General features: G+C 65.8%; 21 protein-coding genes and 1 tRNA gene. All 22 read right to left on the reverse strand.

From position 1 onward, the window contains the following. Nucleotides 1-34: 34 nt before the first annotated feature. On the reverse strand, nucleotides 35-2,158 hold the full coding sequence (gene fusA / locus E3U25_RS16715) for an elongation factor G (protein ID WP_072464173.1): 2,124 nt from the start codon (nucleotides 2,156-2,158) through the stop codon (nucleotides 35-37). An 18-nt stretch (nucleotides 2,159-2,176) separates the two neighbouring features. Next, nucleotides 2,177-2,647, reverse strand: coding sequence for a 30S ribosomal protein S7 (gene rpsG / locus E3U25_RS16720; protein ID WP_036754140.1), 471 nt, complete (start codon nucleotides 2,645-2,647; stop codon nucleotides 2,177-2,179). 12 nt (nucleotides 2,648-2,659) lie between these two features. Next, nucleotides 2,660-3,031, reverse strand: a complete 372-nt coding sequence (rpsL, locus tag E3U25_RS16725) for a 30S ribosomal protein S12 (protein ID WP_010399029.1) — start codon at nucleotides 3,029-3,031, stop codon at nucleotides 2,660-2,662. 256 nt (nucleotides 3,032-3,287) lie between these two features. Then, nucleotides 3,288-4,109 (reverse strand): putative rhamnosyl transferase, encoded by an 822-nt coding sequence (locus E3U25_RS16730; protein WP_116222140.1) that lies wholly within the window; start codon nucleotides 4,107-4,109, stop codon nucleotides 3,288-3,290. Further along, nucleotides 4,109-5,050, reverse strand: a complete 942-nt coding sequence (locus tag E3U25_RS16735; RefSeq protein ID WP_116222139.1) for a DMT family transporter — start codon at nucleotides 5,048-5,050, stop codon at nucleotides 4,109-4,111. Before E3U25_RS16735 ends, E3U25_RS16730 begins: the two co-directional genes overlap by 1 nt. 161 nt (nucleotides 5,051-5,211) lie before the next feature. Then, a complete protein-coding gene (locus tag E3U25_RS16740) occupies nucleotides 5,212-5,487 on the reverse strand; it encodes a hypothetical protein (protein ID WP_114536197.1) in 276 nt (91 codons plus the stop codon). Between the two features lie 233 nt (nucleotides 5,488-5,720). Next, nucleotides 5,721-9,929 (reverse strand): DNA-directed RNA polymerase subunit beta', encoded by a 4,209-nt coding sequence (gene rpoC, locus E3U25_RS16745; RefSeq protein ID WP_116222138.1) that lies wholly within the window; start codon nucleotides 9,927-9,929, stop codon nucleotides 5,721-5,723. Further along, the gene (locus E3U25_RS16750; RefSeq protein WP_139294139.1) at nucleotides 9,926-10,237 is read right to left on the reverse strand and encodes a hypothetical protein; all 312 of its coding nucleotides are present in this window, start codon (nucleotides 10,235-10,237) and stop codon (nucleotides 9,926-9,928) included. Before E3U25_RS16750 ends, rpoC begins: the two co-directional genes overlap by 4 nt. Before the next feature lie 3 nt (nucleotides 10,238-10,240). After that, complete coding sequence (rpoB, locus tag E3U25_RS16755) at nucleotides 10,241-14,389, reverse strand: DNA-directed RNA polymerase subunit beta (RefSeq protein WP_116222137.1); 4,149 nt, start codon at nucleotides 14,387-14,389, stop codon at nucleotides 10,241-10,243. Between the two features lie 239 nt (nucleotides 14,390-14,628). Further along, nucleotides 14,629-15,006, reverse strand: a complete 378-nt coding sequence (gene rplL, locus E3U25_RS16760) for a 50S ribosomal protein L7/L12 (protein WP_036754120.1) — start codon at nucleotides 15,004-15,006, stop codon at nucleotides 14,629-14,631. A 67-nt stretch (nucleotides 15,007-15,073) separates the two neighbouring features. Then, complete coding sequence (gene rplJ, locus E3U25_RS16765) at nucleotides 15,074-15,589, reverse strand: 50S ribosomal protein L10 (RefSeq protein ID WP_036754117.1); 516 nt, start codon at nucleotides 15,587-15,589, stop codon at nucleotides 15,074-15,076. 258 nt (nucleotides 15,590-15,847) lie between these two features. Beyond that, nucleotides 15,848-16,546 (reverse strand): 50S ribosomal protein L1, encoded by a 699-nt coding sequence (rplA, locus tag E3U25_RS16770; RefSeq protein ID WP_036754114.1) that lies wholly within the window; start codon nucleotides 16,544-16,546, stop codon nucleotides 15,848-15,850. 3 nt (nucleotides 16,547-16,549) lie between these two features. Further along, complete coding sequence (rplK, locus tag E3U25_RS16775; RefSeq protein WP_036754111.1) at nucleotides 16,550-17,002, reverse strand: 50S ribosomal protein L11; 453 nt, start codon at nucleotides 17,000-17,002, stop codon at nucleotides 16,550-16,552. Between the two features lie 88 nt (nucleotides 17,003-17,090). Then, entirely contained in the window at nucleotides 17,091-17,630 is a 540-nt protein-coding gene (gene nusG, locus E3U25_RS16780; RefSeq protein ID WP_036754109.1) for a transcription termination/antitermination protein NusG, read from the reverse strand. A 195-nt stretch (nucleotides 17,631-17,825) separates the two neighbouring features. Next, nucleotides 17,826-18,020 carry a preprotein translocase subunit SecE gene (secE, locus tag E3U25_RS16785; RefSeq protein ID WP_024845742.1) on the reverse strand — a complete coding sequence of 65 codons (195 nt, stop codon included), beginning with the start codon at nucleotides 18,018-18,020 and terminating at the stop codon, nucleotides 17,826-17,828. A 78-nt stretch (nucleotides 18,021-18,098) separates the two neighbouring features. Next, the gene (locus E3U25_RS16790; RefSeq protein ID WP_116222136.1) at nucleotides 18,099-18,974 is read right to left on the reverse strand and encodes a hypothetical protein; all 876 of its coding nucleotides are present in this window, start codon (nucleotides 18,972-18,974) and stop codon (nucleotides 18,099-18,101) included. Between the two features lie 49 nt (nucleotides 18,975-19,023). Further along, a tRNA-Trp gene (locus tag E3U25_RS16795) sits at nucleotides 19,024-19,099 on the reverse strand. A 50-nt stretch (nucleotides 19,100-19,149) separates the two neighbouring features. Continuing rightward, a complete protein-coding gene (locus E3U25_RS16800) occupies nucleotides 19,150-20,991 on the reverse strand; it encodes an ABC transporter ATP-binding protein (protein ID WP_116222135.1) in 1,842 nt (613 codons plus the stop codon). Nucleotides 20,992-21,048: 57 nt separating this feature from the next. Next, a complete protein-coding gene (locus E3U25_RS16805; RefSeq protein WP_072464179.1) occupies nucleotides 21,049-21,702 on the reverse strand; it encodes a CatB-related O-acetyltransferase in 654 nt (217 codons plus the stop codon). 212 nt (nucleotides 21,703-21,914) lie between these two features. Next, the gene (locus E3U25_RS16810) at nucleotides 21,915-22,328 is read right to left on the reverse strand and encodes a GFA family protein (protein ID WP_116222134.1); all 414 of its coding nucleotides are present in this window, start codon (nucleotides 22,326-22,328) and stop codon (nucleotides 21,915-21,917) included. Further along, nucleotides 22,325-22,717, reverse strand: a complete 393-nt coding sequence (locus tag E3U25_RS16815) for a VOC family protein (RefSeq protein WP_116222133.1) — start codon at nucleotides 22,715-22,717, stop codon at nucleotides 22,325-22,327. Before E3U25_RS16815 ends, E3U25_RS16810 begins: the two co-directional genes overlap by 4 nt. Nucleotides 22,718-22,768: 51 nt before the next feature. Then, a complete protein-coding gene (yghX, locus tag E3U25_RS16820) occupies nucleotides 22,769-23,659 on the reverse strand; it encodes a YghX family hydrolase (protein ID WP_116222132.1) in 891 nt (296 codons plus the stop codon). Nucleotides 23,660-23,839: the final 180 nt, after the last annotated feature.

Consider the following 23,839-nt stretch of genomic DNA (forward strand, 5'->3'; position numbering starts at 1 on the left):
GGTAGGGTGCGCGGTTTCCCACGCACCGCCGGGATTACGCGTATTTCTTCTGGATCTCGTCCGAGATGTTCTGCGGCACGGCCTCGTAATGGTCGAACTGCATCGTGAACACCGCGCGGCCCGAGGACATCGAACGCAGGTTGTTGATATAGCCGAACATGTTGGCCAGCGGCACCATCGCGTCGATGACATTGGCGTTGCCGCGGGTGTCCTGGCCGCGGACCATGCCGCGACGGCTGGTCAGGTCACCGATGATCGAGCCGGTATATTCCTCCGGCGTGACCACTTCGACGCGCATGATCGGCTCGAGCAGCTTGGCGCCCGCCTTCTTCAACCCCTCGCGCATGGCGGCGCGGGCGGCGATCTCGAAGGCCAGGACCGAGGAGTCGACGTCATGGAAGGCACCGTCGATCAGCGCCACCTTGAAATCGATCACCGGGAAGCCGGCCAGCGGACCCGAATCCATCACCGACTTGATGCCCTTCTCGACGCCCGGAATGTATTCCTTGGGCACGGCACCGCCGACGATCTTCGACTCGAACGAGTAGCCCTCGCCCGGCTCGGTGGGCGTGATGACCAGCTTGACGCGCGCGAACTGGCCGGTACCGCCCGTCTGTTTCTTGTGCGTGTAGTCGATCTCGGCTTCGCGCGAGATGGTCTCGCGATAGGCCACCTGCGGGGCGCCGATATTCGCCTCGACCTTGAACTCGCGCTTCATGCGGTCCACCAGGATGTCGAGGTGAAGTTCGCCCATGCCCTTCATGATGGTCTGGCCCGATTCCAGGTCGGTCTCGACGCGGAAGGACGGATCTTCGGCGGCCAGGCGCTGCAGGGCAAGGCCCATCTTTTCCTGGTCGGCCTTGGACTTCGGCTCGACGGCGATCTCGATCACCGGCTCGGGGAAGGTCATGGTTTCCAGGACCACCGGTTTCGCCGGGTCGCACAGCGTGTCGCCCGTGGTGGTTTCCTTCAGGCCCGCCAGGGCGATGATGTCGCCGGCGAAGGCTTCGTCGATCTCTTCGCGGTTGATGGCGTGCATGACCATCATCCGGCCGACGCGCTCGCGCTTGCCCTTGGTCGAGTTCAGCATCTGGTCACCCTTCTTCAGGGCGCCGGAATAGATCCGCGTGAAGGTCAGCGAGCCGACGAAGGGGTCGTTCATGATCTTGAACGCCAGCGCCGAGAACGGGTCCGAATCCGCGGCGTGACGGGCGATGTTGCGCTCTTCCGTCTCGTCGCCGGGGGCGAAGCCCATGTAGGCGGGAACGTCGGTCGGCGCCGGCAGGAAGTCCACCACCGCGTTCAGAAGCGGCTGCACGCCCTTGTTCTTGAAGGCCGAGCCGGCCATGACCGGGAAGAAGGACAGCGACAGCGTGCCCTTGCGGATCAGCTTGCGCAGCGTCGCCTCGTCGGGCTCGTTGCCTTCCAGGTAGGCTTCCATCGCCTCGTCGTCCTGTTCGACGGCGAGTTCGATCATCTTGCCGCGCCATTCCTCGGCGACGTCCTGCAGATCCTCGCGGATCGGCTGGCGAATCCAGGAGGCGCCCAGATCCTCGCCCCTCCAGACCCATTCTTCCATCTTGATCAGGTCGACGATGCCTTCCAGCTTGTCCTCGGCGCCGATCGGCAGGGCGATCGGGCAGGGGGTGCCGCCGGTGCGGTCCTTGATCATGGCGACGCATTTGAAGAAATCGGCGCCGATCTTGTCCATCTTGTTGACGAAGACGATCCGCGGAACCTTGTAGCGGTCGGCCTGGCGCCACACCGTCTCGGTCTGCGGCTCGACGCCGGCGTTGCCGTCCAGCAGGCAGATCGCGCCGTCGAGCACGGCCAGCGAACGCTCGACCTCGATGGTGAAGTCGACGTGGCCGGGGGTGTCGATGATGTTGAAGCGGCAACGCTCCTTGTCATCGGGGGTGAAGTCCGCATCCTCGTGGCGCTGCCAGAAGGTGGTGGTCGCCGCCGAGGTGATGGTGATGCCGCGCTCGGCTTCCTGCTCCATCCAGTCCATGGTGGACGCACCTTCGTGCGTCTCGCCCATCTTGTGGTTCTTGCCGGTATAGAACAGGATGCGCTCGGTCGTCGTGGTCTTGCCCGCGTCGATGTGGGCCATGATCCCGAAGTTCCGGTAGCGCTCCAGCGGATATTCGCGTGCCATAAAGGGCCTTCCTTCCGGTTACCAGCGGTAGTGGCTGAACGCCTTGTTGGCGTCGGCCATCTTGTGCGTGTCCTCACGCTTCTTGACGGCGGTGCCGCGGCCGTTCACCGCGTCGGCCAGCTCGCCCGCGAGGCGCTCTTCCATGGTGTGTTCGTTGCGCTTTTTCGAAGCGTCGATCAGCCAGCGGATCGCCAGGGCCTCGCGGCGCGAGGGGCGAACCTCGACCGGAACCTGGTAGGTGGCGCCGCCGACCCGGCGCGAACGCACCTCGACCGAGGGCTTCACGTTGTCGAGCGCCTCGTGGAAGACCTCGATGGGCTCGCGCTTGAGCTTGCCCTGGACGCGGTCGAGGGCGCTGTAGACGATGCGTTCGGCAACCGATTTCTTGCCGTCGATCATCAGGTTGTTCATGAATTTGGTCAGCACGCGATCGCCATACTTGGCGTCGGGCAGGACTTCGCGCTTCTCAGCGGCGTGACGACGAGACATATGCGGATCTCCTTACTTCGGACGCTTGGCGCCGTATTTCGAACGACGCTGGCGACGGTCTTTGACGCCCTGGGTATCCAGCACACCGCGCAGGATGTGATAGCGGACACCCGGAAGGTCTTTCACCCGGCCGCCGCGGATCAGCACGACGCTGTGTTCCTGCAGGTTGTGCTTTTCGCCCGGAATGTAGGAGATGACTTCGAAACCATTGGTCAGGCGGACCTTGGCCACCTTACGCATGGCCGAGTTCGGCTTTTTCGGCGTCGTGGTATAGACGCGCGTGCATACGCCCCGCTTCTGCGGGCAGGATTGCAGGTGCTGCGACTTCGAGCGCTGCACCTTGGGCTGCCGCGGTTTGCGGATCAGCTGTTGGATCGTCGGCATTCGGTTCCCCGTCTTGCTTTCGTCAATACTCGCAGCCACCGGCTGCGCCACTTCTCGACGGCGAATCACGCCCATCGTGAAACGCCACAACCCATCCTGTCCCCGAAACCGGGGAGGACGGGCTGAATTACCAGAGGATCGGGGCATTCGGCCCGGATCATGACCACAGAGGTTCTGGGCCCCGATCAGATTCCTGACGGGTGAAGGCGCGTATATGGGCAAACCGGGGGTGAGTCAACAACCCCGCCGCCGCTCTTCACCCCAGCCACAGGCGCCGCGCGCCCTCGTCCAGTCCGGGCAGGTCGATGCGGAAACGGTCGGCCAGCAAGGCGGGCATCACGGCCCCCTGCCCCTCGACCGGATAGCCCGCGCCGACCGCGCCGGAATCGTTGTCACGGTGCAGCATCCGCGCATACATCACCTTGCCGGGCATGGTCACGCCGGGCATGGACATCGCCACCTTCCAATGCGGGAAATGCAGCGCGCAGCGCCCGGCATCGGGCGGCAGGTAGATGGTCAGCGCCGCGCTGGCATTGTGGATCATCCGCAGTTCCGCGCCGATCCCCCCTGCCCCCGCGCGCAGGACCACGCCGCGGGAATAGTCGCAGGACAGCCGGCGCCTTTGCCGCCAAAGCGGCTGCATCGCCGCGAAATCGCGGCGGGCGTCGCGGATATAGTCCACCGCCACCGCATCGTCGTCGTCATGGCGGAAATGGCCGACGACATCGGCCCCCGGCTCGACATGGGGGGCGACGGCGGCCATGCAGGCCTCCACATGCCGCTCCATCGGCGGAACCAGGGCCAGCCGCGCCTGCGGCATGATCCCGGCCAGTTCGCGCAGCCGCGACAGCCAGGGCTCGGGCAGGTCCGGCCCCGTCATCAGCACCAGGGTGAAATCCGGGTCGGTCTGGGCCAGCCAGCCCGGCAGCGCGACATGCTCGAACCAGAACCAGCGCCGCGCCAGCCGCGCGGGGTCATAGAGGAACGCCCGCCGCTCATCCAGCGACTCGTGTGCGACCTGGAAGCCGCGCCCGCCGAGATAGGAAAACCGGCACAGGCCCAGCATCTGCACCCGCATCAACCCCTCCCCTGCAGCCGCCGCTCGCGCAGGATGGTATAGATGCCCGCCCCCACCACCAGCGCCGAGCCGGCCCAGGTCCACAGGTCCGGCCATTCGCCGAAGATCGCCAGCCCCAGCACCACCGCCCAGACCAGCGAGGTATAGCGGAAGGGCGCGACGACCGAGATCTCGCCCACCCGCATGGTGGCGACGGCGGTGATATAGCCCACGGTCAGGAACCCCGCGGCCATCGCCAGCAGCGCGAACTCGGCCAGGGTGGGGATGCGCCAGCTTTCCGTCCAGCCCAGCACGAAGCCCGACAGCATCACCGCCAGCGCCGCGTAAAAGGCGATGGCCGAAGAGCCGACCCCGACCGAGAAGGTCCGCGTCACCAGGTCGCGCAGCACGATCAGCAGCATCGCCGCCAGCGCCACCGCCGACCACAGGTCGAAAGCCCCCGTGCCCGGCCGCAGGATCAGCAGCACGCCCAGAAAGCCGATGCCGACCGCCAGCAGCCGCCGCCAGCCCAGCCTTTCGTGAAAGAACAGCGCCGCCGCCAGCGTCACCGCCAGCGGCAGCGCCTGCATGATCGCCGAGATGTCGGCCAGCGCCATGCGCCGCAGCGCCAGCAGGTAGAACACCGTCGAGATCACGTCGGCCACCGTGCGCAGCGCCAGCGGCCAGACGTCGCCGCGCGGCACCCGCAGCCGGACGCCGCCCTGCGCCCGCGCGATCAGCACCATGGTCAGCAGCACCATGGCGCCGCGGATGGCGATGGATTCGTAAAGCGGCAGGCTTTGCGTCACCGCCTTCATCAGCGCGTCATTGCAGATAAAGGCCGCCATGCTGAGCATCATCAGCGCCGAGCCGCGCAGGTTGTCGGCGGCACTGGCCGAAAAGACCTGCGGCTCGGCGGGCGGCCGACCCTTTCGACCCGATGAAAGAAACGGCGTGCGCATGGCGATTCCCGGCGGTTTTCCAATGCTTAGGAAAGCCGCAGAAAGAAAGCCATAGCCTGTCAAGCGCGCCCGCAGCCGGTCGGCGGTTCCGCGGCCTTTTGGCCACGAACCGCCCTGGCGCCCCGGCCGCGAGCTGCTGTCCGGCCCATGGGAAACCGCGATCAGGCGTTGCGCCTGTACCACTGCTTCTTCCAGCCCGATCGGAATATCAGATAGCCGACCAGAACCAGAACGCCGCCGATGCCGCCATTCCTCAGCGCCCAGGAGAAGTTGGAGGTCAAGGCCAGCAAGGCGTCCAGCAGCATGGCCACGCCGAAAACCACCGCAAGCCCGCCGATGATGATCGGCCACAGGCTGCGCCGCAGGTTGGCCCCGCAGCCGGCGCAAACCGTAAAACCTTCCTTAACCTCCGAGCCGCAATGCCCACACAGCTGCATGGATGTTCCTCCTCGACAATCGTTACCCTGGCGTTACCCCGGCCGGCCGAAGCCCGGAAACGCAAGGGGCATCGGCAGGACGGCGGGCCGTTCACCGCAAGAAGGCGCCCAGTCAACCTTCGGCGGATAATGCCCGTGCCATGCAATCCCAGATTGCCGAAACGGAGGCAAGCCCGCGCCAGCAAAAAGGCCCGGCATCGCTGCCGGGCCTTTCCAGTTTCATCCGCGGGCGATCACTCGTCGCCGCCGACCTCGGCCGGGGTGTCTTCCGGCGCGATCAGCGCGGCGGCGGCTTCCGCCTCGGCGCGGCGCGCCTCGATCACCTCGTGGTCGCGATCGGTGGCGATGCGGCGCACGCGGGCCGTGGCCCCGCCGGTGCCGGCCGGGATCAGCCGGCCGACGATCACGTTCTCCTTGAGCCCGACCAGCTTGTCGCGCTTGCCCTGCACGGCGGCCTCGGTCAGCACGCGGGTCGTCTCCTGGAACGAGGCGGCCGAGATGAAGCTGCGGGTCTGCAGCGACGCCTTGGTGATGCCCAGCAGCACCGGCTCGCCGGTGGCCGGACGGCCGCCCTTGGCTTCGATCTTGGCGTTCTCTTCCTCGAACTCGTCGCGGTCGACATGCTCGCCCTTCAGCAGCGTGGTGTCGCCGCTGTCGAGGATCTCGATCTTCTGCAGCATCTGGCGGACGATCACCTCGATGTGCTTGTCGTTGATCTTCACGCCTTGCAGCCGGTAGACGTCCTGCACCTCGTCGATCAGGTAATCGGCCAGAGCCTCGATCCCCATGATGCGCAGGATGTCATGCGGCGCCGGGTTGCCGTCCATGATGTAGTCGCCCTTCTGCACGAAGTCGCCTTCCTGCACCGGGATGTGCTTGCCTTTCGGCACCATGTATTCGACCGGCTCCAGCGTGTCGTCGGCGGGCTGGATGGCGATGCGGCGCTTGTTCTTGTAGTCCTTGCCGAAGCGCACATAGCCGTCCAGTTCGGCAATGATCGCGTGATCCTTGGGACGACGAGCCTCGAACAGTTCCGCCACGCGGGGCAGACCCCCGGTGATGTCCTTGGTCTTGGCGCCCTCGCGCGGGATACGCGCCACCACGTCGCCGGCGCGGATCTCCTGGCCCTCCTCGACCGACAGGATCGCCTCGACCGACATCGGATAGGTGACCGGGTTGCCCTGCTCGTTGCGCACCGGCTCGCCATCCTGGTCGACGATGATGATCTCGGGCTTCAGCTCGTTGCCCTTGGGGGCCGAACGCCAGTCCGTCACGATCTTCTGCGTCATGCCCGTCGCGTCGTCGGTCTCGTCGCGGACCGAAATGCCGCTGATGAGGTCGACATATTTCGCGATACCCGCCTTCTCGGCGATGATCGGCAAGGTATAGGGATCCCATTCGAACATCTTCTGGCCGCGCGCCACGGCATCGCCTTCGCGCACGAACAGTTTCGAGCCGTAGAACAGCTTGTGGCTGGCCAGCGTGTCGCCCGTCGCGCCCTTGATGTGCAGCTGCATGTTGCGGCTCATCACGATCAGCTCGCCATTGGCGTTTTCCAGCGTGCTTTCGTTCTCGAAAGCCACCGTGCCCTCTTGCGCCGCGGCGATGAAGGACTGCTGGCCGCCCTGGGCGATGCCGCCGATGTGGAAGGTCCGCATCGTCAGCTGCGTGCCCGGCTCGCCGATGGACTGGGCGGCAATGATGCCGACCGCCTCGCCGATGTTGACCAGCGTGCCGCGGGCCAGGTCGCGGCCATAGCACAGCGCGCAGACCCCGTCGTCCGATTCGCAGGTCAGGGCCGAGCGGATGCGCACGTTCTGCACGCCCGCCACCTCGATCTCGTCGGCCTTGCGCTCGTCGATCAGCTCGTTCTTGCGCACGATGACCACGTCCTCGCCCGGCACCAGCACGTCCTCGGCCGCGACGCGGCCCAGCACGCGCTCGGAAAGCGGGCTGACGACTTCGCCGTCGTTGACCGCGGCCGAGGCGGTGATCGCCCGCTCGGTGCCGCAATCATGCTCGCGGATGATGCAGTCCTGCGCCACGTCCACCAGGCGGCGGGTCAGGTAGCCCGAGTTCGCCGTCTTCAACGCGGTGTCCGACAGGCCCTTGCGCGCGCCGTGGGTCGAGTTGAAGTATTCAAGAACGGTCAGCCCTTCCTTGAAGTTCGAGATGATCGGCGTCTCGATGATCTCGCCGTTCGGCTTGGCCATCAGGCCGCGCATGCCGCCCAGCTGCTTCATCTGGCTGACCGAGCCCCGCGCGCCCGAATGCGCCATCATGTAGACCGAGTTCGGCTCCAGCTCGGCGCCGTTCTCGTCCTTCTTGGTGGCCGAGATGGTCTTCATCATGGCGTCGGTGACGCGGTCGTTGCATTTCGACCAGGCATCGACGACCTTGTTGTATTTCTCGCCCTGGGTGATCAGGCCGTCCAGGTATTGCTGCTCGAACTGCTTGACCTGGTCCTGCGTCTCCTCGACCAGCTCCCATTTCGTCGGCGGCACGACCATGTCGTCCTTGCCGAAGGAAATGCCGGCGCGGAACGCCTCGCGGAAGCCCAGGCCCATGATCTGGTCGCAGAAGATCACCGATTCCTTCTGGCCGCAGTAGCGGTAGACGGTGTCGATGACGTTTTGGATGTCCTTCTTGCGCAGCAGGCGGTTGACCAGCTCGAAGGGCGCCTTGGCGTTCTTGGGCAGCAGCGCGCCCAGGCGGATGCGGCCGGGCGTGGTTTCGAAGCGCTTGATGACCTCGTTGCCGTTCTCGTCGATCTGCGGCAGGCGGGCGGTGATGCGGGCATGCAGATGCACCGCGCCGGAGGCCAGCGCGTGTTCCACTTCCTCGAGGTTGGCAAAGACCATGCCCTCGCCCTTCATGCCCTCGCGCTCCATGGTCGTGTAGTAGAGACCAAGGACCATGTCCTGCGACGGCACGATGATCGGCGCGCCGTTGGCGGGCGACAGCACGTTGTTCGTGGACATCATCAGCACGCGCGCTTCCAGCTGCGCCTCAAGCGACAGCGGGACGTGGACGGCCATCTGGTCGCCGTCGAAGTCGGCGTTGAAGGCCGAGCAGACCAGCGGGTGCAGCTGGATCGCCTTGCCTTCGATCAGGATCGGCTCGAAGGCCTGGATGCCCAGGCGGTGCAGCGTCGGCGCGCGGTTCAGCAGCACCGGATGTTCGCGGATCACCTCGTCCAGGATGTCCCAGACCTCGGGACGCTCTTTCTCGACCAGCTTCTTGGCCTGCTTGACGGTGCTGGAAAGCCCCTTGGCCTCAAGCCGCGAATAGATGAACGGCTTGAACAGTTCCAAGGCCATCTTCTTCGGCAGGCCGCATTGGTGCAGCTTCAACTCCGGCCCGGTCACGATGACCGAACGGCCCGAGAAGTCGACCCGTTTCCCCAGAAGGTTCTGGCGGAACCGGCCCTGCTTGCCCTTCAGCATGTCCGACAGCGATTTCAGCGGGCGCTTGTTGTTGCCGGTGATGACGCGGCCGCGGCGGCCGTTGTCGAACAGCGCATCGACCGATTCCTGCAGCATCCGCTTTTCGTTGCGCACGATGATGTCGGGCGCACGCAGCTCGATCAGCCGCTTCAGGCGGTTGTTGCGGTTGATGACCCGGCGATACAGGTCGTTCAGGTCGGACGTGGCAAAGCGGCCGCCGTCCAGCGGCACCAGCGGACGCAGTTCCGGCGGGATGACCGGAATAACGGTCAGCACCATCCACTCGGGACGGTTGCCCGACTCGAGGAACGATTCCACGATCTTCAGACGCTTGATGATCTTCTTCGGCTTCAGTTCGCCCGTCGCTTCCTTCAGCTCCTCGCGCAGCTGTTCGGCGGTGGCGGCCAGGTCGATGTTGGCCAGCATCTCGCGGATCGCCTCGGCGCCGATATTGGCGGTGAAGGCGTCGGCGCCATACTGGTCCTGCGCGTCGAGGAATTCCTCTTCGGTCAGCAGCTGGCCATAGCTCAGGTCGGTCAGGCCCGGCTCGATGACGACGTAGTTCTCGAAATAGAGGATGCGCTCAAGGTCGCGCAGCGTCATGTCCAGCATCAGGCCGATGCGCGAGGGCAGCGACTTCAGGAACCAGATATGCGCGACCGGGGCGGCCAGCTCGATATGGCCCATGCGCTCGCGCCGGACCTTTTGCAGCGTCACCTCGACGCCGCATTTCTCGCAGACCAGGCCGCGATACTTCATGCGCTTGTATTTGCCGCAGAGGCATTCGTAGTCCTTGATCGGGCCAAAGATACGTGCGCAGAACAGACCGTCACGCTCGGGCTTGAACGTGCGGTAGTTGATGGTCTCGGGCTTCTTCACCTCGCCATAGGACCAGGCGAGGATTTCCTCGGGCGAGGCCAGCGAGATCTTGATTTCGTCGAACTGCCGCGGCGCAGCCAGCGGGTTCAGGGGATTGGTGGCAAGTTCCTGGTTCATTTCATGTCCTTTTCAGGCGCGGGGCAGGCGAAATCCATCATCCAAGCTCCATGAAGCCCATAGGCTCCGGTATGCGGAATGGTTTCGCGGGCGTTGTGGTGAGGCAGCCGACAATGTCTTGCGGCTGCCTGGAGCATCCTGTTCGCAGGCACGGCGTCGTTGTTCGAGTAATCGAATGTCGTTGCGACAAACTCATACCCTTTTTCTCGACGCGAGTTGCCATCTGCGATCCGTTCGATCTGCACCCCACAGCCCGCAAGGGCGATGAGGGAAGGCAGCATTCCGAAGCGACAGATGGCAATGCTCATGCCTTACTCGTCCTCCTCCGCATCCAGGAGTTCCATGTTGAGGCCCAGACCCCGGACCTCCTTGACCAGGACGTTGAACGATTCCGGCACGCCGGCCTCGAAATTGTCCTCGCCTTTGACGATGCTCTCATAGACCTTGGTCCGGCCGGCCACGTCGTCCGACTTGACCGTCAGCATCTCTTGCAGGGTATAGGCGGCGCCATAGGCTTCCAGCGCCCAGACCTCCATCTCGCCCAGACGCTGGCCGCCGAACTGCGCCTTGCCGCCCAGCGGTTGCTGCGTGACAAGCGAGTAAGGCCCGGTCGAACGCGCGTGCATCTTGTCGTCGACAAGGTGGTGCAGCTTCAGGACGTATTTCATCCCAACAGTGACCGGACGCGCGAACTGCTCGCCGGTGCGGCCGTCGAAGACGATGGACTGGCCCGAGGTGTCGAAGCCCGCACGGCGCAGCGCGTCGTTCACGTCCGCCTCTTTCGCGCCGTCGAAGACGGGCGTCGAGATCGGAACGCCGCCGCGCACCGCATCGGCATGCTCCAGCAGGGTCTCGTCATCCATGCCTTCGAAGGTCTCGGCATAGAAGTCGTCGCCATAGCCGTTCCGCATCGCCTGGCGCACCGGGCTCATGTCGCCGTTGCGGCGATAGTCCTGCAGCGCCTCGTCGATCTTGATGCCCAGGCCGCGCGACGCCCAACCCATGTGGGTTTCCAGGATCTGGCCCACGTTCATCCGCGAGGGCACGCCCAGCGGGTTCAGCACCAGGTCGACCGGGGTGCCGTCGGACAGGAAGGGCATGTCCTCGATCGGCACGACCTTGGAGACGACGCCCTTGTTGCCGTGACGGCCGGCCATCTTGTCGCCCGCCTGCAGCTTGCGCTTCACCGCGACGAAGACCTTGACCATCTTCATCACGCCCGGAGGCAGGTCGTCGCCCTGGCGCACCTTTTCGACCTTGTCGTCGAAACGGTTGTCCAGCGCCCGCTTCTGCGCGTCGAATTGCTGGTTCAGCGCCTCGACTTCCTTGGCGGTGTCCTCGTCGGCGACGGCAAGCTGCCACCACTGGCCGCGGCTCAGCTGGCCCAGCAGGTCGTCGTCCACCACGGCGCCGGCGCGGATGCCTTTCGGCCCCTTGACGACTTCCTTGCCCATGATCAGCGATTTCAGGCGCGCATAGATGTTGCGCTCCAGGATCGCCAGCTCGTCGTCGCGGTCGCGGGCCAGGCGCTCGACTTCCTCGCGCTCGATCTGCAGCGCGCGCTCGTCCTTGTCGACGCCGTGGCGGTTGAACACCCGGACCTCGACGATGGTGCCATAGGCCCCCGGCGGCAGGCGCAGCGAGGTGTCGCGCACGTCCGACGCCTTTTCGCCGAAGATGGCGCGGAGCAGTTTCTCCTCCGGCGTCATCGGGCTTTCGCCTTTCGGGGTGATCTTGCCGACCAGGATGTCGCCCGGACCCACTTCGGCGCCGATATAGACGATGCCGGCCTCGTCGAGGTTGCGCAGCGCCTCTTCACCGACGTTCGGGATGTCGCGGGTGATCTCTTCCGGGCCCAGCTTGGTGTCGCGCGCCGCAACCTCGTATTCGTCGATATGGATCGAGGTGAACACGTCGTCGCGGTGGATCCGCTCGGAGATCAGGATCGAGTCCTCGTAGTTGTAGCCGTTCCAGGGCATGAAGGCCACGACCACGTTGCGGCCGATCGCCAGTTCGCCCTGGTCGGTCGAGGGACCGTCGGCCACGACCTGGCCCTTGACCACCCTGTCGCCCACCTTGACCAGCGGGCGCTGGTTGATGGTCGAGGACTGGTTCGAACGCTTGAACTTGCGCAGGCGATAGATGTCCACGCCCGCATCGCCCGCGCCCAGGTCCTCGGTGGCGCGGATAACGATACGCTGCGCATCGACCTGGTCGATGATGCCGCCGCGACGGGCCATGATGGCCGCCCCGGAATCGCGCGCCACGGTCGCTTCCATGCCGGTGCCGACGAAGGGCGCCTCGGCCCGCAGCAGCGGAACCGCCTGGCGCTGCATGTTCGAGCCCATCAGCGCGCGGTTGGCGTCGTCGTTTTCAAGGAAGGGGATCAGCGCCGCGGCGACCGAAACCAGCTGTTTCGGCGACACGTCGATCAGGTCCACCGCCTCGACCGGGTTCAGCATGAAGTCGCCGGCCTGGCGGGTCGAGACCAGCTCCTGCACGAAGCGGCCTTCGCCGTCCAGCTCGGCATTGGCCTGGGCGATGGTGTGGCGCATCTCCTCGGTGGCGGACATGTAGATCACGTCATCCGTCACCTGGCCCTCGACCACCTTGCGATAGGGGGTCTCGATGAAGCCGTATTTGTTCACGCGGGCAAAGGTCGCGAGGCTGTTGATCAGGCCGATGTTCTGACCTTCCGGCGTCTCGATCGGGCACATCCGGCCGTAATGGGTCGGGTGGACGTCGCGCACCTCGAAGCCGGCGCGCTCGCGGGTCAGGCCGCCCGGCCCAAGCGCCGACAGGCGCCGCTTGTGGGTGACTTCCGACAGCGGGTTGGTCTGGTCCATGAACTGCGACAGCTGCGAGGAGCCAAAGAACTCGCGCACCGCGGCCGCGGCCGGCTTGGCGTTGATCAGGTCCTGCGGCATCACCGTGTCGATCTCGACGCCCGACATGCGCTCGCGGATCGCGCGTTCCATGCGCAGCAGGCCGATGCGATACTGGTTCTCCATCAGCTCGCCGACCGAGCGCACCCGGCGGTTGCCCAGGTGGTCGATGTCGTCGATCTCGCCCTTGCCGTCGCGCAGTTCCACCAGCCCGCGGATACAGGCGATGATGTCCTCCTTGCGCAGGGTGCGCTGCGTGTCCGGCGCATCCAGGTCAAGGCGCATGTTCATCTTGACCCGGCCCACGGCGGACAGGTCATAGCGCTCGCTGTCGAAGAACAGGCTGCCGAACAGCGCCGAGGCGGCCTCGACGGTCGGCGGCTCGCCGGGACGCATGACGCGATAGATGTCCATCAGCGCGCCTTCGCGGCTCATGTTCTTGTCGGCCGCCATGGTGTTGCGGATATAGGGGCCGACGTTGACATGGTCGATGTCGAGGACCGGGATCTCCTCGATGCCGTTGTCCAGCAGCACCTTGAGCAACCCGCCCGAAATCTCGCCGTCGCGGTCGTATTCGACGGTGATCTCGTCGCCGGCCTCGGCATAGATCAGGCCGGTCTGTTCGTTGATGATGTCCTTGGCGACGAAGCGGCCGATGATCTTTTCGAACGGCAGCAGCAGGTTCACGTCGCCCTGTTCGATCAGCTGCTTGACCAGCCGCGGCGTCACCTTGTCGCCGGCCTTGGTGATGACCTCGCCGCTCTCGGCGTTCACCAGGTCATAGGTCGGGCGGGTGCCGCGCACGCGCTCGGGGAAGAACTTCGTGACCCAGCCCGCGGCCTGCCCCTTGCCGGCGCGCTGCAGCTTGTAGTCCACGGTATTGTAGAAGGCATCCATGATGCCCTCCTGGTCCATGCCGAGCGCATAGAGCAGCGTCGTCACCGGCAGCTTCCGGCGGCGGTCGATGCGCGCGAAGACCAGGTCCTTGGCGTCGAATTCGAAGTCCAGCCACGAGCCGCGATAGGGAATGATGCGGCAGGCGAACAGCAGCTTGCCCGAGGAATGGGTCTTGCCGCGGTCATGGTCGAAGAACACGCCGGGCGAGCGGTGCATCTGCGACACCACGACGCGCTCGGTCCCGTTCACGATGAACGTCCCGTTCTGCGTCATGAGCGGCATGTCGCCCATGTAGACGTCCTGTTCCTTGATGTCCTTGACCGATTTGGCGCCGGTCGCCTCGTCGACATCGAACACGATCAGACGCAGCGTCACCTTCAGCGGCGCGGCATAGGTCATGTCGCGGCTCTGGCACTCGTCCACGTCGTATTTCGGCTTTTCTAGCTCGTATTTCACGAATTCCAGCGTCGCCGTCTCGTTGAAGTCCTTGATCGGGAACACCGACTGGAAGACGCCCTGGATGCCTTCGCCGTCCTGGTGGCCCTCGGCGTCGCCGGAGCGCAGGAACAGGTCATAGGAGGATTTCTGAACCTCGATCAGGTTCGGCATCTCCAGAACTTCGCGGATATTGCCATAGTAACGCCGGATGCGTTTCTGGCCGACATAAGCTTGCGCCATAGAGGGTCTTACCTTTCGTCTTTCGCTTGCAGCGGCCGTCGGGGCCCGACCGGCGCAAGGCGGCGAATGAGGGGCGGGGTTCCATTCGTGCCGCGCGTCCCACCGCGAGGCTCCCGAACCCCGAACATGCCCTGAAGGAAGGTCTGGCGGACAAACCGCCCTTCAAGACAGGTTCGGCAGGGTCCGGGAAAACCCCGGACCCTGCCCATTTCTTGCAGTCAATCGGCCGAAACGGCCAATTACTTCAGCTCGACCTTGGCGCCAGCCGCTTCGAGCTTCTTCTTCATTTCCTCGGCGTCGGCTTTCGAGGCACCCTCTTTCACCTTGCCGCCGGCTTCGACCAGATCCTTGGCTTCTTTCAGGCCCAGGCCGGTGATGCCGCGCACTTCCTTGATCACGTTGATCTTGTTGGCGCCGGCGTCCAGCAGGACGACGTCGAATTCGGTCTTTTCCTCAGCGGCTTCGGCGGGGGCGCCGGCAGCCGGACCGGCCATCATGACCGCGCCGCCAGCGGCGGGCTCGATGCCGTATTCGTCTTTCAGGATGTTTTTCAGTTCCTGGGCTTCCAGCAGGGTCAGGCCCACGATTTCTTCGGCGAGTTTCTTCAGATCAGCCATTTTTCCGTTCTTTCCATTAAGTGTTCCAACGTCGGGGTTTCAACCCCACGACGGAATGGGGATTGCCTCAGGCGGCCTCGCGCTCTTCCAGAGTCGAGAGGATGCCCGCGATGTTGCTGGCAGGTGCGCCGATCGCGCCCGCGATGTTGGAAGCAGGGGCACCGATGCAGGCCACGATCGAAGCGATAAGCTCCTCGCGCGACGGCATCTGGGCCACGGCTTTCACACCGGCAGGGTCAAGCGCCGTGTCGCCCATGGCACCGCCCAGGATCACGAACTTGTCGTTCCCCTTGGCGTATTTATCCGCGACCTTGGCGGCAGCCACCGGGTCTTCGGAAAAGGCGAGCACGGTCATACCCGTCAGATAGTCGGCGATGCTTGCGCAAGGCTTCCCATCCAGGGCGATCTTGGCGAGCCTGTTCTTGGCAACGCGAACGGACCCGCCGGCTTCGCGCATCTGCGCGCGCAGGTCCTGCATCTGGGCAACCGTCATTCCCTCGTAGCGGGCAACCACCACGACGCCAGAGGCTTCAAAGATCTGGCCGAGTTCTTCGACCACCTGTTCTTTTTGCGCTCTATCCACGGTTTCACTCCAAGTTGGGGGTTTCCCCCCGGCTCTCACTTTCCAGCCGCCCGAACAGCGACTGGAGGGTCCGTGACGGTCCCAAGATCACCCGGAGCGAGGCCCGGAAAATGGTCTTGATCCCATCTCAGGAAGGACGATTAAGCGGCCCGGATCAATGATCGCGTCCCGCACCCTCCGTCTCGGACAGGACGGGGCATCGCTGCCCCGCCATCCGCCGGCGCCCTGTTGAAGGAAGCCGGCGAAATTCCTGCCGCGTCACTGCGCGGCGGTCGAAGCCAGGTCCAGCGACACGCCCGGACCCATGGTCGAGCTGATCGAGACCTTCTTGACATAGGTGCCCTTGGCGCCCGAGGGCTTGGCCCGGTTCACCGCATCCACGAAGGCGCGGATGTTCTCGGCCAGCTTCTCGGCGTCGAACGAGGCCTTGCCGACGCCGGCATGGACCACGCCCGCCTTCTCGGCCTTGAACTGGACCTCGCCGCCCTTGGCAGCCTCGACGGCACCCTTCACGTCCATTGTCACCGTGCCGACCTTGGGGTTCGGCATCAGGTTGCGCGGGCCCAGGATCTTGCCCAGACGACCGACCAGCGGCATCATGTCCGGGGTGGCGATGCAGCGATCGAACTCGATCTTGCCCGACTGGATCGTCTCCATCAGGTCTTCCGCACCGACGATCTCGGCACCGGCGGCCTTCGCCTCGTCAGCCTTGGGGCCGCGGGCGAAGACGGCGACGCGCACGTCCTTGCCGGTGCCGTTGGGCAGGGTCACGACGCCGCGGACCATCTGGTCGGCATGGCGGGGATCGACGCCCAGGTTCATCGCGATCTCGACGGTCTCGTCGAATTTCGCGCTGGCGTTCTCCTTGACCAGCTTGACGGCTTCCTCGACCGCGAGGTTGGCCTTGCCGGCAAAGGCGGCACGGGCGGCGGCTTGTTTTTTCGACAGTTTAGCCATGGCTTAGCCTTTCACCTCGATGCCGATCGAACGCGCCGAGCCCAGGATGATCTGCATCGCGGCTTCCACGTCGTTCGCGGACAGATCCTTCATCTTGGCTTCGGCGATCTCGCGGACCTGCTTGACGGTCACGGTGCCGGCGACCTGGCGGCCGGGCTTTTCCGAACCCTTGGCCCGGTTGCGCTTGCCCTGCGGCTTCAGGCCGGCGGCCTTCTTCAGCAGGAACGAGGCCGGGGGCGTCTTGGTCTCGAAGGTAAAGGACTTGTCGGCGTAATAGGTGATCACGACCGGAACAGGCGAGCCCTGCTCCATCTCCTGCGTACGGGCGTTGAACGCCTTGCAGAATTCCATGATGTTGATGCCGCGCTGACCCAGGGCCGGGCCGACGGGCGGGGACGGGTTCGCCTGGCCCGCCTTGATTTGCAGCTTGAGGCTGCCGACAACTTTCTTGGCCATCTGGCCCTCTCCTTATCATCACGCCCCGAAAAGGGGCCGACTTAGCGGTGCGGCTGGGCCCCGAAGGGCCGGCGCCTCCCGCAGACGATCACGCGGTCTTGGAGACCTGCGTGAATTCCAACTCGACCGGGGTCGGGCGGCCGAAGATGGACACCGTGACCTTGATGCGGTTCGCGGCCTCGTCCACTTCCTCGACCATGCCCGAGAAGCCCTCGAAGGGCCCGTCGGTCACGTTCACCTTTTCGCCCACGTCGAACCGGATCAGGTTGCGCGGCGCCACCTCGGCCCCGCCCTCGCCGGTGCGATGCAGGATCGCGTTCACCTCGTCGTCGCGCATCGGCATCGGCTTGCCCTGCGCGCCCAGGAAGCCGGTGACGCGGTTGATCGAGTTCACCAGGTGATAGGTCTTGTCCGACAGCTCCATGCGCACCAGCACATAGCCGGGCATGAAGCGACGCTCGGACGTGACCTTCTTGCCGCGGCGGATCTCGATCACTTCCTCGGTCGGGACCAGCACCTCGTCGATCTCGTCCTCGAGGCCCTTCTCGACCACGGCCTGGCGAATCGCCTCGGCGACCTTCTTTTCAAAGTTCGACAGGACGCTGACCGAATACCAACGCTTTGCCATGTCTCGATCGACCCCTGTTTCCTTCCGGGCGAGCCAAGGCCAACCCATTGAATTCCTTGTCCGCCCCGGCCTATTCCTTGGCAATCGCCGCAGGCGCCGGCCAAATTGAAATCGGCGCGCACGACCGAATCGATGCACGCCGTATCACGGGCAGGTCGGGCGGACATAACGCCCCCTGCCCTTCAATGCAAGCCCTCAGCTGCCGACCAGGTTGATGACGACCGAAAGGCCGGTCTTGATCAGCAGGTCGACGAGGAAGAAGAAGATCGAGGCCAGCGTCGCCATGATGAAGACCATGATCGTGGTCGTCACCACCTCGCGGCGGGTGGGCCAGGTGATCTTGCCAAGCTCGGCGCGGACCTGGCTGATGAACTGGACGGGATTGGCCATGGGTTTTCCTTCGGTCTTGCAGCGGGTCAGATAGCCTGCGCCGGCCGGCATTTCAAGCGCCGATCTGAGCGGCGGCGATCACGGCTCCAGGAACTCGACCCCCGGCATGGCGTGCAGGGCGGCGATGTCCTGCGCATAGTTGCGGGCCGAGCGGGCATGGGTCTCGTCATCCAGCAGGCGCAGCCGGGCATGGCCCGAGGCGGGCTGGAACCGCTCGCGCGCACGTCGCGCCAGGGTGCACTGGTCGATGCCCTCGCCCGATGCGGCGCGGCGCAGCAGCCAGTCATAGCCGGCCTGGGTCAGGCTGACGTTGGCGGGCGGCGGGTCGGGCACCTCGGCGGCAAGGCCGGCGGGCAGCAGCCGTTCAAGCAGCCGCAGACGCAGCGCGGGATAATCCTCGTAGCGCCACAGCACGATGCGCGAGACGCCCTCGACCGCCGCCAGCCGCCCGACCAGCCCCGCCCAGGCCGAGCGGGCCGGATCGCGGTCGCCCAGATAGGCGGCGATGTCGATTTCTTTGCCGCCGGCGACCTGGAGCGCAAAGGCCGAGACGATGAAGGAGGCCGGATCGCGCAGCGACAGATACACAACCGCAGGCCCGCCGCCCGCCAGCGCGATGACATGCCGCAGCCGCTGTGCCGCGCGGGGATAGATCTCGCCGCGCCGGGAAAACAGCCGGCTGCGATGGGTCATGCCCAGGATGTTCTCTTCCGAGATCAGCAGATCGCGGCAGCCCTGCCGCATGTCCAGCAGCATCTGCCGGGCGGATTCCTGGTCCCGGCCGCCGATGCCCTGGGCCAGGACCGCGGACAGCGACAGCGGCTGGCCGCGCAGCATGGCCGGATCGACATAGGCCAGCCCGGCGCAAAGCAGCCGGTCGCGCACCTGGCGCAGGGAAAATTGCAGATGGGTCGAGGCGGTCTTGTGCGCCCCCAGATGTATGCTCAGCGCCATGGGATCTCGGCAGGGATCGGAAGGCACGCGGCATGACACGGAAGGCGGCTGGCAGGGGTTGGGGGACTCGAACCCACGACCCTCGGTTTTGGAGACCGATGCTCTACCAACTGAGCTAAACCCCTAAGCCGCGCGTCTGATTACGGCAGGTGAGGGCGCGGTTCAAGAGGGAAGATCACTCGGCCTCAAGAAACCCGCCCGACTGCCGCGCCCAGAGGCCGGCATAGATGCCCCCGCGCGCCAGCAGCGCCTCATGCGTGCCCTGCTCGACGATGCGGCCCTGCTCCATCACCACCAGCCGGTCCATGCGCGCGATGGTGGACAGCCTATGCGCGATGGCGATCACCGTCTTGCCCTGCATCAGCATGTCGAGCTGCGACTGGATCGCCGCCTCGACCTCGCTGTCCAGCGCCGAGGTCGCCTCGTCCAGCACCAGGATCGGCGCGTCCTTCAGCAGCACCCGCGCGATGGCGATGCGCTGGCGCTGGCCGCCCGACAGCTTGACCCCGCGCTCGCCCACATGCGCCTCCAGCCCGCGCCTGCTCTGCGAATCGGTCAGGGTGGCGATGAAATCCGCCTCGGCCAGTTCGGCCGCGCGCAGGATCTCGGCCACGGAGGCATCCGGGCGGCCATAGGCGATATTGTCGCGGATCGAGCGGTGCAGCAGCGAGGTGTCCTGCGTCACCACGCCGATGGCCGCGCGCAGGGATTCCTGCGTGACCTGCGCGATGTCCTGACCGTCGATCAGGATACGGCCCGACTCCAGGTCGTGAAACCGCAGCATCAGGTTCACCAGCGTCGACTTGCCCGCGCCCGAGCGCCCGACCAGCCCGATCCGCTCGCCCGGCGCGATGGTCAGGCTCAGGTCGTCCAGCACCGCGCCGCGGCCGGGCCGCGCCACCTCGCCATAGCGGAAGGTGACGCGGTCGAATTCGACCCGGCCCTCGGGCACCGCCAGCGGCCGGGCGCCGCGCACATCCGTCACCATGCGCGGCAAGGACAGCGAGCCGATGCCGTCGCGCACCGTGCCGATATTCTCGAAGAGCGTCGCGAATTCCCACATGATCCAATGCGACATGTTGCCCAGCCGCAGCGCCAGCGGGATCGCGACGGCCACCGCGCCCACGTCGATCTGGCCATGGGTCCACAGCCACAGCCCCAGCGCCGTGACGGCAAAGACCAGGCCCGAGTTCAGCGTCGACAGCAGGATGTTCTGGATCGAGGCCAGCCGCATCTGCCCATGCACGGTCTGCAAAAAGCCGTCCATGCTTTCGCGGACATAGGCCTCCTCGCGCGAGGAATGCGAGAACAGCTTGACCGTCGAGATATTGGTATAGCTGTCCACCACCCGGCCGGTCATCACCGCGCGGGCATCGGCCTGCGCCTCGCTGATGCGGCCGATGCGCGGGATCAGCCACCACAGCAAGAGCCCGTAAAACACGCCCCAGCCGACGAAGGGCAGCGCCAGCCAGCCGTCGGTCGAGGCCGCCAGCACCAGCGCGCCGATGAAATAGACGCAGACATAGGTCAGCACGTCCATGAACTTCATGGCGACTTCGCGCACGGCCAGCGCGGTCTGCATCAGCTTGGTGGCGATGCGGCCGGCGAACTCGTCCTGGAAATAGCTCATCGACTGGCGCAGCAGATAGCGATGCGCCTGCCAGCGGATGCGCTGCGGGAAATTCCCCATCAGCGTCTGGTGCATGACCAGCGAGAAAAGAACCTGCAGCAACGGCAGGCCGATCACCAGGATCGCGCCCATCAGGATCAGGCGATTGCCCTCGAGCGCCCAGAAATTCTCGCGGTCGGCCGCGGCCAGCCGGTTCACCAGCTCGCCCAGGTAGCCGAACAGCACCACCTCGGCCACGGCGATCAGGGCCGAGCAGGCGGCCATCGACAGCATGTAGCCCTCGGCCCCGCGCGAGAAATGCAGGATGAACCGCCACAGCCCCTGCGGCGGCATCCGCGGCGGATCGGCGGGATAGGGATCAAGCCGGCGCTCGAACCAGCTGAACATGACAGACCTCATTCGTATCGGGCCGGGCCCTTGCCCGGTTCGTTTCGTCGCACCGCCTCAGGCGGCCAGTTCCTCAAGCGCCGCGACATCGGCACGGGCCAGCGCGGCGGTGGCGCGGGCGATCCGCGCCACGGGCCAGTGCCACCATTGCAACGCCATGAGCCGGGCGATGGTGGCATCGTCAAAGCGCATCCGCATGACACGGGCCGGGTTGCCCGCGACCACGGCGTAATCCGGCACCACGCCGCCGACCACGGCGCCTGCGCCGATGATGACGCCGCTGCCGATCCGCGCGCCGGGCAGGATGATGGCGCCGTCGCCGATCCAGACGTCATGGCCGATCACCGTATCCGGCAGGCCGCTGATCTGGTCGATATAGTCGCCCACCCGCGCGTGATCGAAGATCGCAAAGGGATAGGTCGAGATCCCGGCCATCGGATGATTGGCCGAGGCGGTGACGATCCGCACCCGGTCGGCGATCTGGCAGAACCGCCCGATCACCAGCCGCTCGGGCGCACCGGCATAGGTATAGGGCGCAAGCCGCGCCGCCCAGTCCTGCGGCGGGTCGAAGCTGCTGGCATAGGTGAAATCGCCGATCTCGATATTCGGATGGTCGATCACCCGGTTCAGATGCACCAGCCCCCGGTTCAGGGTGCCGTCTGGAAAGCGCATGGGATGGGGCAAAGCCGCATCAAGGAAGTCAGCCGTCATGGGAATCCTCTTCAATCCGTCCGTGAAAGGTCAGATCTGCGAGTTGTCCATGACACCGTTCTCCCCTGTTGCGGCGGGCACCATAGCCGGATTTCGCCGCCGAGGCAACCGGGGGTGCGCCGCCTGCGGTTGGGGGCTCTGCCCCCGCCCCTGCGGGGCTCCCCCGGAGTATTTGGAAAACGGAGAAGGCGCATGCGGCGCGCGACCTGCGGTCACAGGTGCCGCGTCTCGGGCGCGGGATTCCACCAGGCGTCATGCGCCCCGTCGGCATAGAACACCGGCGCGGCGATCAGCTCGGCCTCGGGCACGTCGTCCAGGGCGCCGACGCAGACCTGGACGAAGCGACCGCCCATCTCTTCCAGGTTGCCCTCGGTCCACAGCCGCGTGCCGCAGCGGGCGCAGAACATGTGGTGCATGTCGACCCCGTCCTGCTGCCGGCGCGGGGTCTCGGCCAGCATGCCGGCGCCATGGGTGATGCGGAAGCGCTCCGGGTCGGGCAGGCGCATCTCCCAATAGCGCATCTTGCGGCAGAAGCTGCAATTGCAGCGCATGGTGCCCTGCGACAGCTCGCCCTCGGCCTCAAAGCCGACGGCGCCGCAGAAGCAGGATCCGCGATAGAGGGTCATGCCGGTTCTCCATGGTGGACGGCCTCGACATTGTTGCCGTCGGGGTCGAGGACGAAGGCGCCGTAATAGCCCGGATGATATTCCGGCCGCAGCCCCGGCGCGCCGTTGTCCTGCCCGCCCGCGGCCAGCGCGGCAGCATGGAAGGCGTCGACCGTGGCGCGGTCGGGCGCGGCAAAGGCGACATGGGTGCCCGGACCCGCGGGCCGGCCGCTGCCGATCCAGAAGAACGGCTTGCCCGCGCGGCCATAGCCCAGATGCGCGCCATGGCCGCCGGTCATCTCCTCGGTCACCTCCATCAGCAGCTCGATCCCCAGGGGCGCCAGCGCCCGGTCGTAGAAGGCGCGCGAGCGGGCAAGGTCCGAGACGGGAAATCCGATATGGTCGATCATGCGAAATCTCCTTTCCCGGCAAGGATCGCCCCGCCCTGCTGACAATTCGCGTCAGGAGAGCTTTTCGGCAAAGAAGTCCAGCGTCCGCTGCCAGGCAAGCTCCGCCGCCGCCTCGTCGTAGCGCGGCGTGGTGTCGTTGTGGAAACCGTGCTGGGTGCCGGGATAGAAGAAGGCCTGGTATTCCTTGCCCTGCTCCTTCAGCGCCGCCTCGTAGGCGGGCCAGCCCGCGTTCACGCGCTCGTCGTTCCCGGCATAATGCAGCATCAGCGGCGCCTGGATCTGCGCCACCTCCTCGGGCCGGGGCTGGCGGCCGTAGAAGGGCACCGAGGCGGCCAGTTCGGGATAGGCCACCGCCAGCGCGTTGCAGACCCCGCCGCCATAGCAGAAGCCGACCGCGCCCACCTTGCCGGTCGAATCGGCATGGTCGCGCAGGAATTCGTGGGCGGCGAAGAAATCCTCCATCAGCTTCACCGAGTCGAGGCGGGCCTGCATCTCGCGCCCCTGGTCGTCATTGCCGGGATAGCCGCCAAGCGGGCTCAGCCCGTCCGGCCCGAAGGCCAGGTAGCCCGCCTTGCCGAGCCGGCGCACGACATCCTCGATATAGGGGTTCAGCCCACGGTTTTCATGCACCACCAGCACGGCGGGAAGCTTGCCCTGCGCCCCGGCCGGCCGCGCCATCAGCCCGCTGATGCGGCCATTGCCCGCGGGGCTGTCATAGCTCGCGGTCTGGGTCGCGATGGCGGGATCGTCGGGCGGCACCTGCTGGGCCAGGGCGTAATCCGGCCGCAGCGCCTCGAAGATCGCGGCGGCGCTCATCCCGGCGGTGGCGAATTGCGCCGCCTGCACCATGAAATCCCGCTTGCTGATTCGGCCATGCACGTAGCCGTCGAAGATCTCGAGGATGCGGGGATGGAAATCGGAAGCCTTCCTGCGTTCGGTCATCGTCCTCTTCCTTTGCCTGCTGGCGCAAGGATAGCATGAAACCCCCTCTCCGCTCTTTTTCCCGCGCCGCTCTCCCGCCCGGCGCGGCCTGCGCTGCTTCTTTCGTGCCCCAATATCCCGGGGTCCGGGGCAGAGCCCCGGCAGCCGCGCCCGGCAAGCACCCCCGCGGCCACCACCCCC

The organism is Paracoccus versutus (assembly GCF_029909795.1).
In the GTDB taxonomy this organism is placed as follows: Bacteria; Pseudomonadota; Alphaproteobacteria; order Rhodobacterales; family Rhodobacteraceae; genus Paracoccus; species Paracoccus versutus.

Bases quoted from the DNA above. Each gene is read 5' to 3' on its own strand.
- fusA (WP_072464173.1), bottom strand. From the start codon at position 2,158: ATGGCACGCGAATATCCGCTGGAGCGCTACCGGAACTTCGGGATCATG.
- rpsG (WP_036754140.1), bottom strand. From the start codon at position 2,647: ATGTCTCGTCGTCACGCCGCTGAGAAGCGCGAAGTCCTGCCCGACGCC.
- rpsL (WP_010399029.1), bottom strand. From the start codon at position 3,031: ATGCCGACGATCCAACAGCTGATCCGCAAACCGCGGCAGCCCAAGGTG.
- E3U25_RS16730 (WP_116222140.1), bottom strand. From the start codon at position 4,109: ATGCGGGTGCAGATGCTGGGCCTGTGCCGGTTTTCCTATCTCGGCGGG.
- E3U25_RS16735 (WP_116222139.1), bottom strand. From the start codon at position 5,050: ATGCGCACGCCGTTTCTTTCATCGGGTCGAAAGGGTCGGCCGCCCGCC.
- E3U25_RS16740 (WP_114536197.1), bottom strand. From the start codon at position 5,487: ATGCAGCTGTGTGGGCATTGCGGCTCGGAGGTTAAGGAAGGTTTTACG.
- rpoC (WP_116222138.1), bottom strand. From the start codon at position 9,929: ATGAACCAGGAACTTGCCACCAATCCCCTGAACCCGCTGGCTGCGCCG.
- E3U25_RS16750 (WP_139294139.1), bottom strand. From the start codon at position 10,237: ATGAGCATTGCCATCTGTCGCTTCGGAATGCTGCCTTCCCTCATCGCC.
- rpoB (WP_116222137.1), bottom strand. From the start codon at position 14,389: ATGGCGCAAGCTTATGTCGGCCAGAAACGCATCCGGCGTTACTATGGC.
- rplL (WP_036754120.1), bottom strand. From the start codon at position 15,006: ATGGCTGATCTGAAGAAACTCGCCGAAGAAATCGTGGGCCTGACCCTG.
- rplA (WP_036754114.1), bottom strand. From the start codon at position 16,546: ATGGCTAAACTGTCGAAAAAACAAGCCGCCGCCCGTGCCGCCTTTGCC.
- rplK (WP_036754111.1), bottom strand. From the start codon at position 17,002: ATGGCCAAGAAAGTTGTCGGCAGCCTCAAGCTGCAAATCAAGGCGGGC.
- nusG (WP_036754109.1), bottom strand. From the start codon at position 17,630: ATGGCAAAGCGTTGGTATTCGGTCAGCGTCCTGTCGAACTTTGAAAAG.
- secE (WP_024845742.1), bottom strand. From the start codon at position 18,020: ATGGCCAATCCCGTCCAGTTCATCAGCCAGGTCCGCGCCGAGCTTGGC.
- E3U25_RS16790 (WP_116222136.1), bottom strand. From the start codon at position 18,974: ATGGCGCTGAGCATACATCTGGGGGCGCACAAGACCGCCTCGACCCAT.
- E3U25_RS16800 (WP_116222135.1), bottom strand. From the start codon at position 20,991: ATGTTCAGCTGGTTCGAGCGCCGGCTTGATCCCTATCCCGCCGATCCG.
- E3U25_RS16805 (WP_072464179.1), bottom strand. From the start codon at position 21,702: ATGACGGCTGACTTCCTTGATGCGGCTTTGCCCCATCCCATGCGCTTT.
- E3U25_RS16810 (WP_116222134.1), bottom strand. From the start codon at position 22,328: ATGACCCTCTATCGCGGATCCTGCTTCTGCGGCGCCGTCGGCTTTGAG.
- E3U25_RS16815 (WP_116222133.1), bottom strand. From the start codon at position 22,717: ATGATCGACCATATCGGATTTCCCGTCTCGGACCTTGCCCGCTCGCGC.
- yghX (WP_116222132.1), bottom strand. From the start codon at position 23,659: ATGACCGAACGCAGGAAGGCTTCCGATTTCCATCCCCGCATCCTCGAG.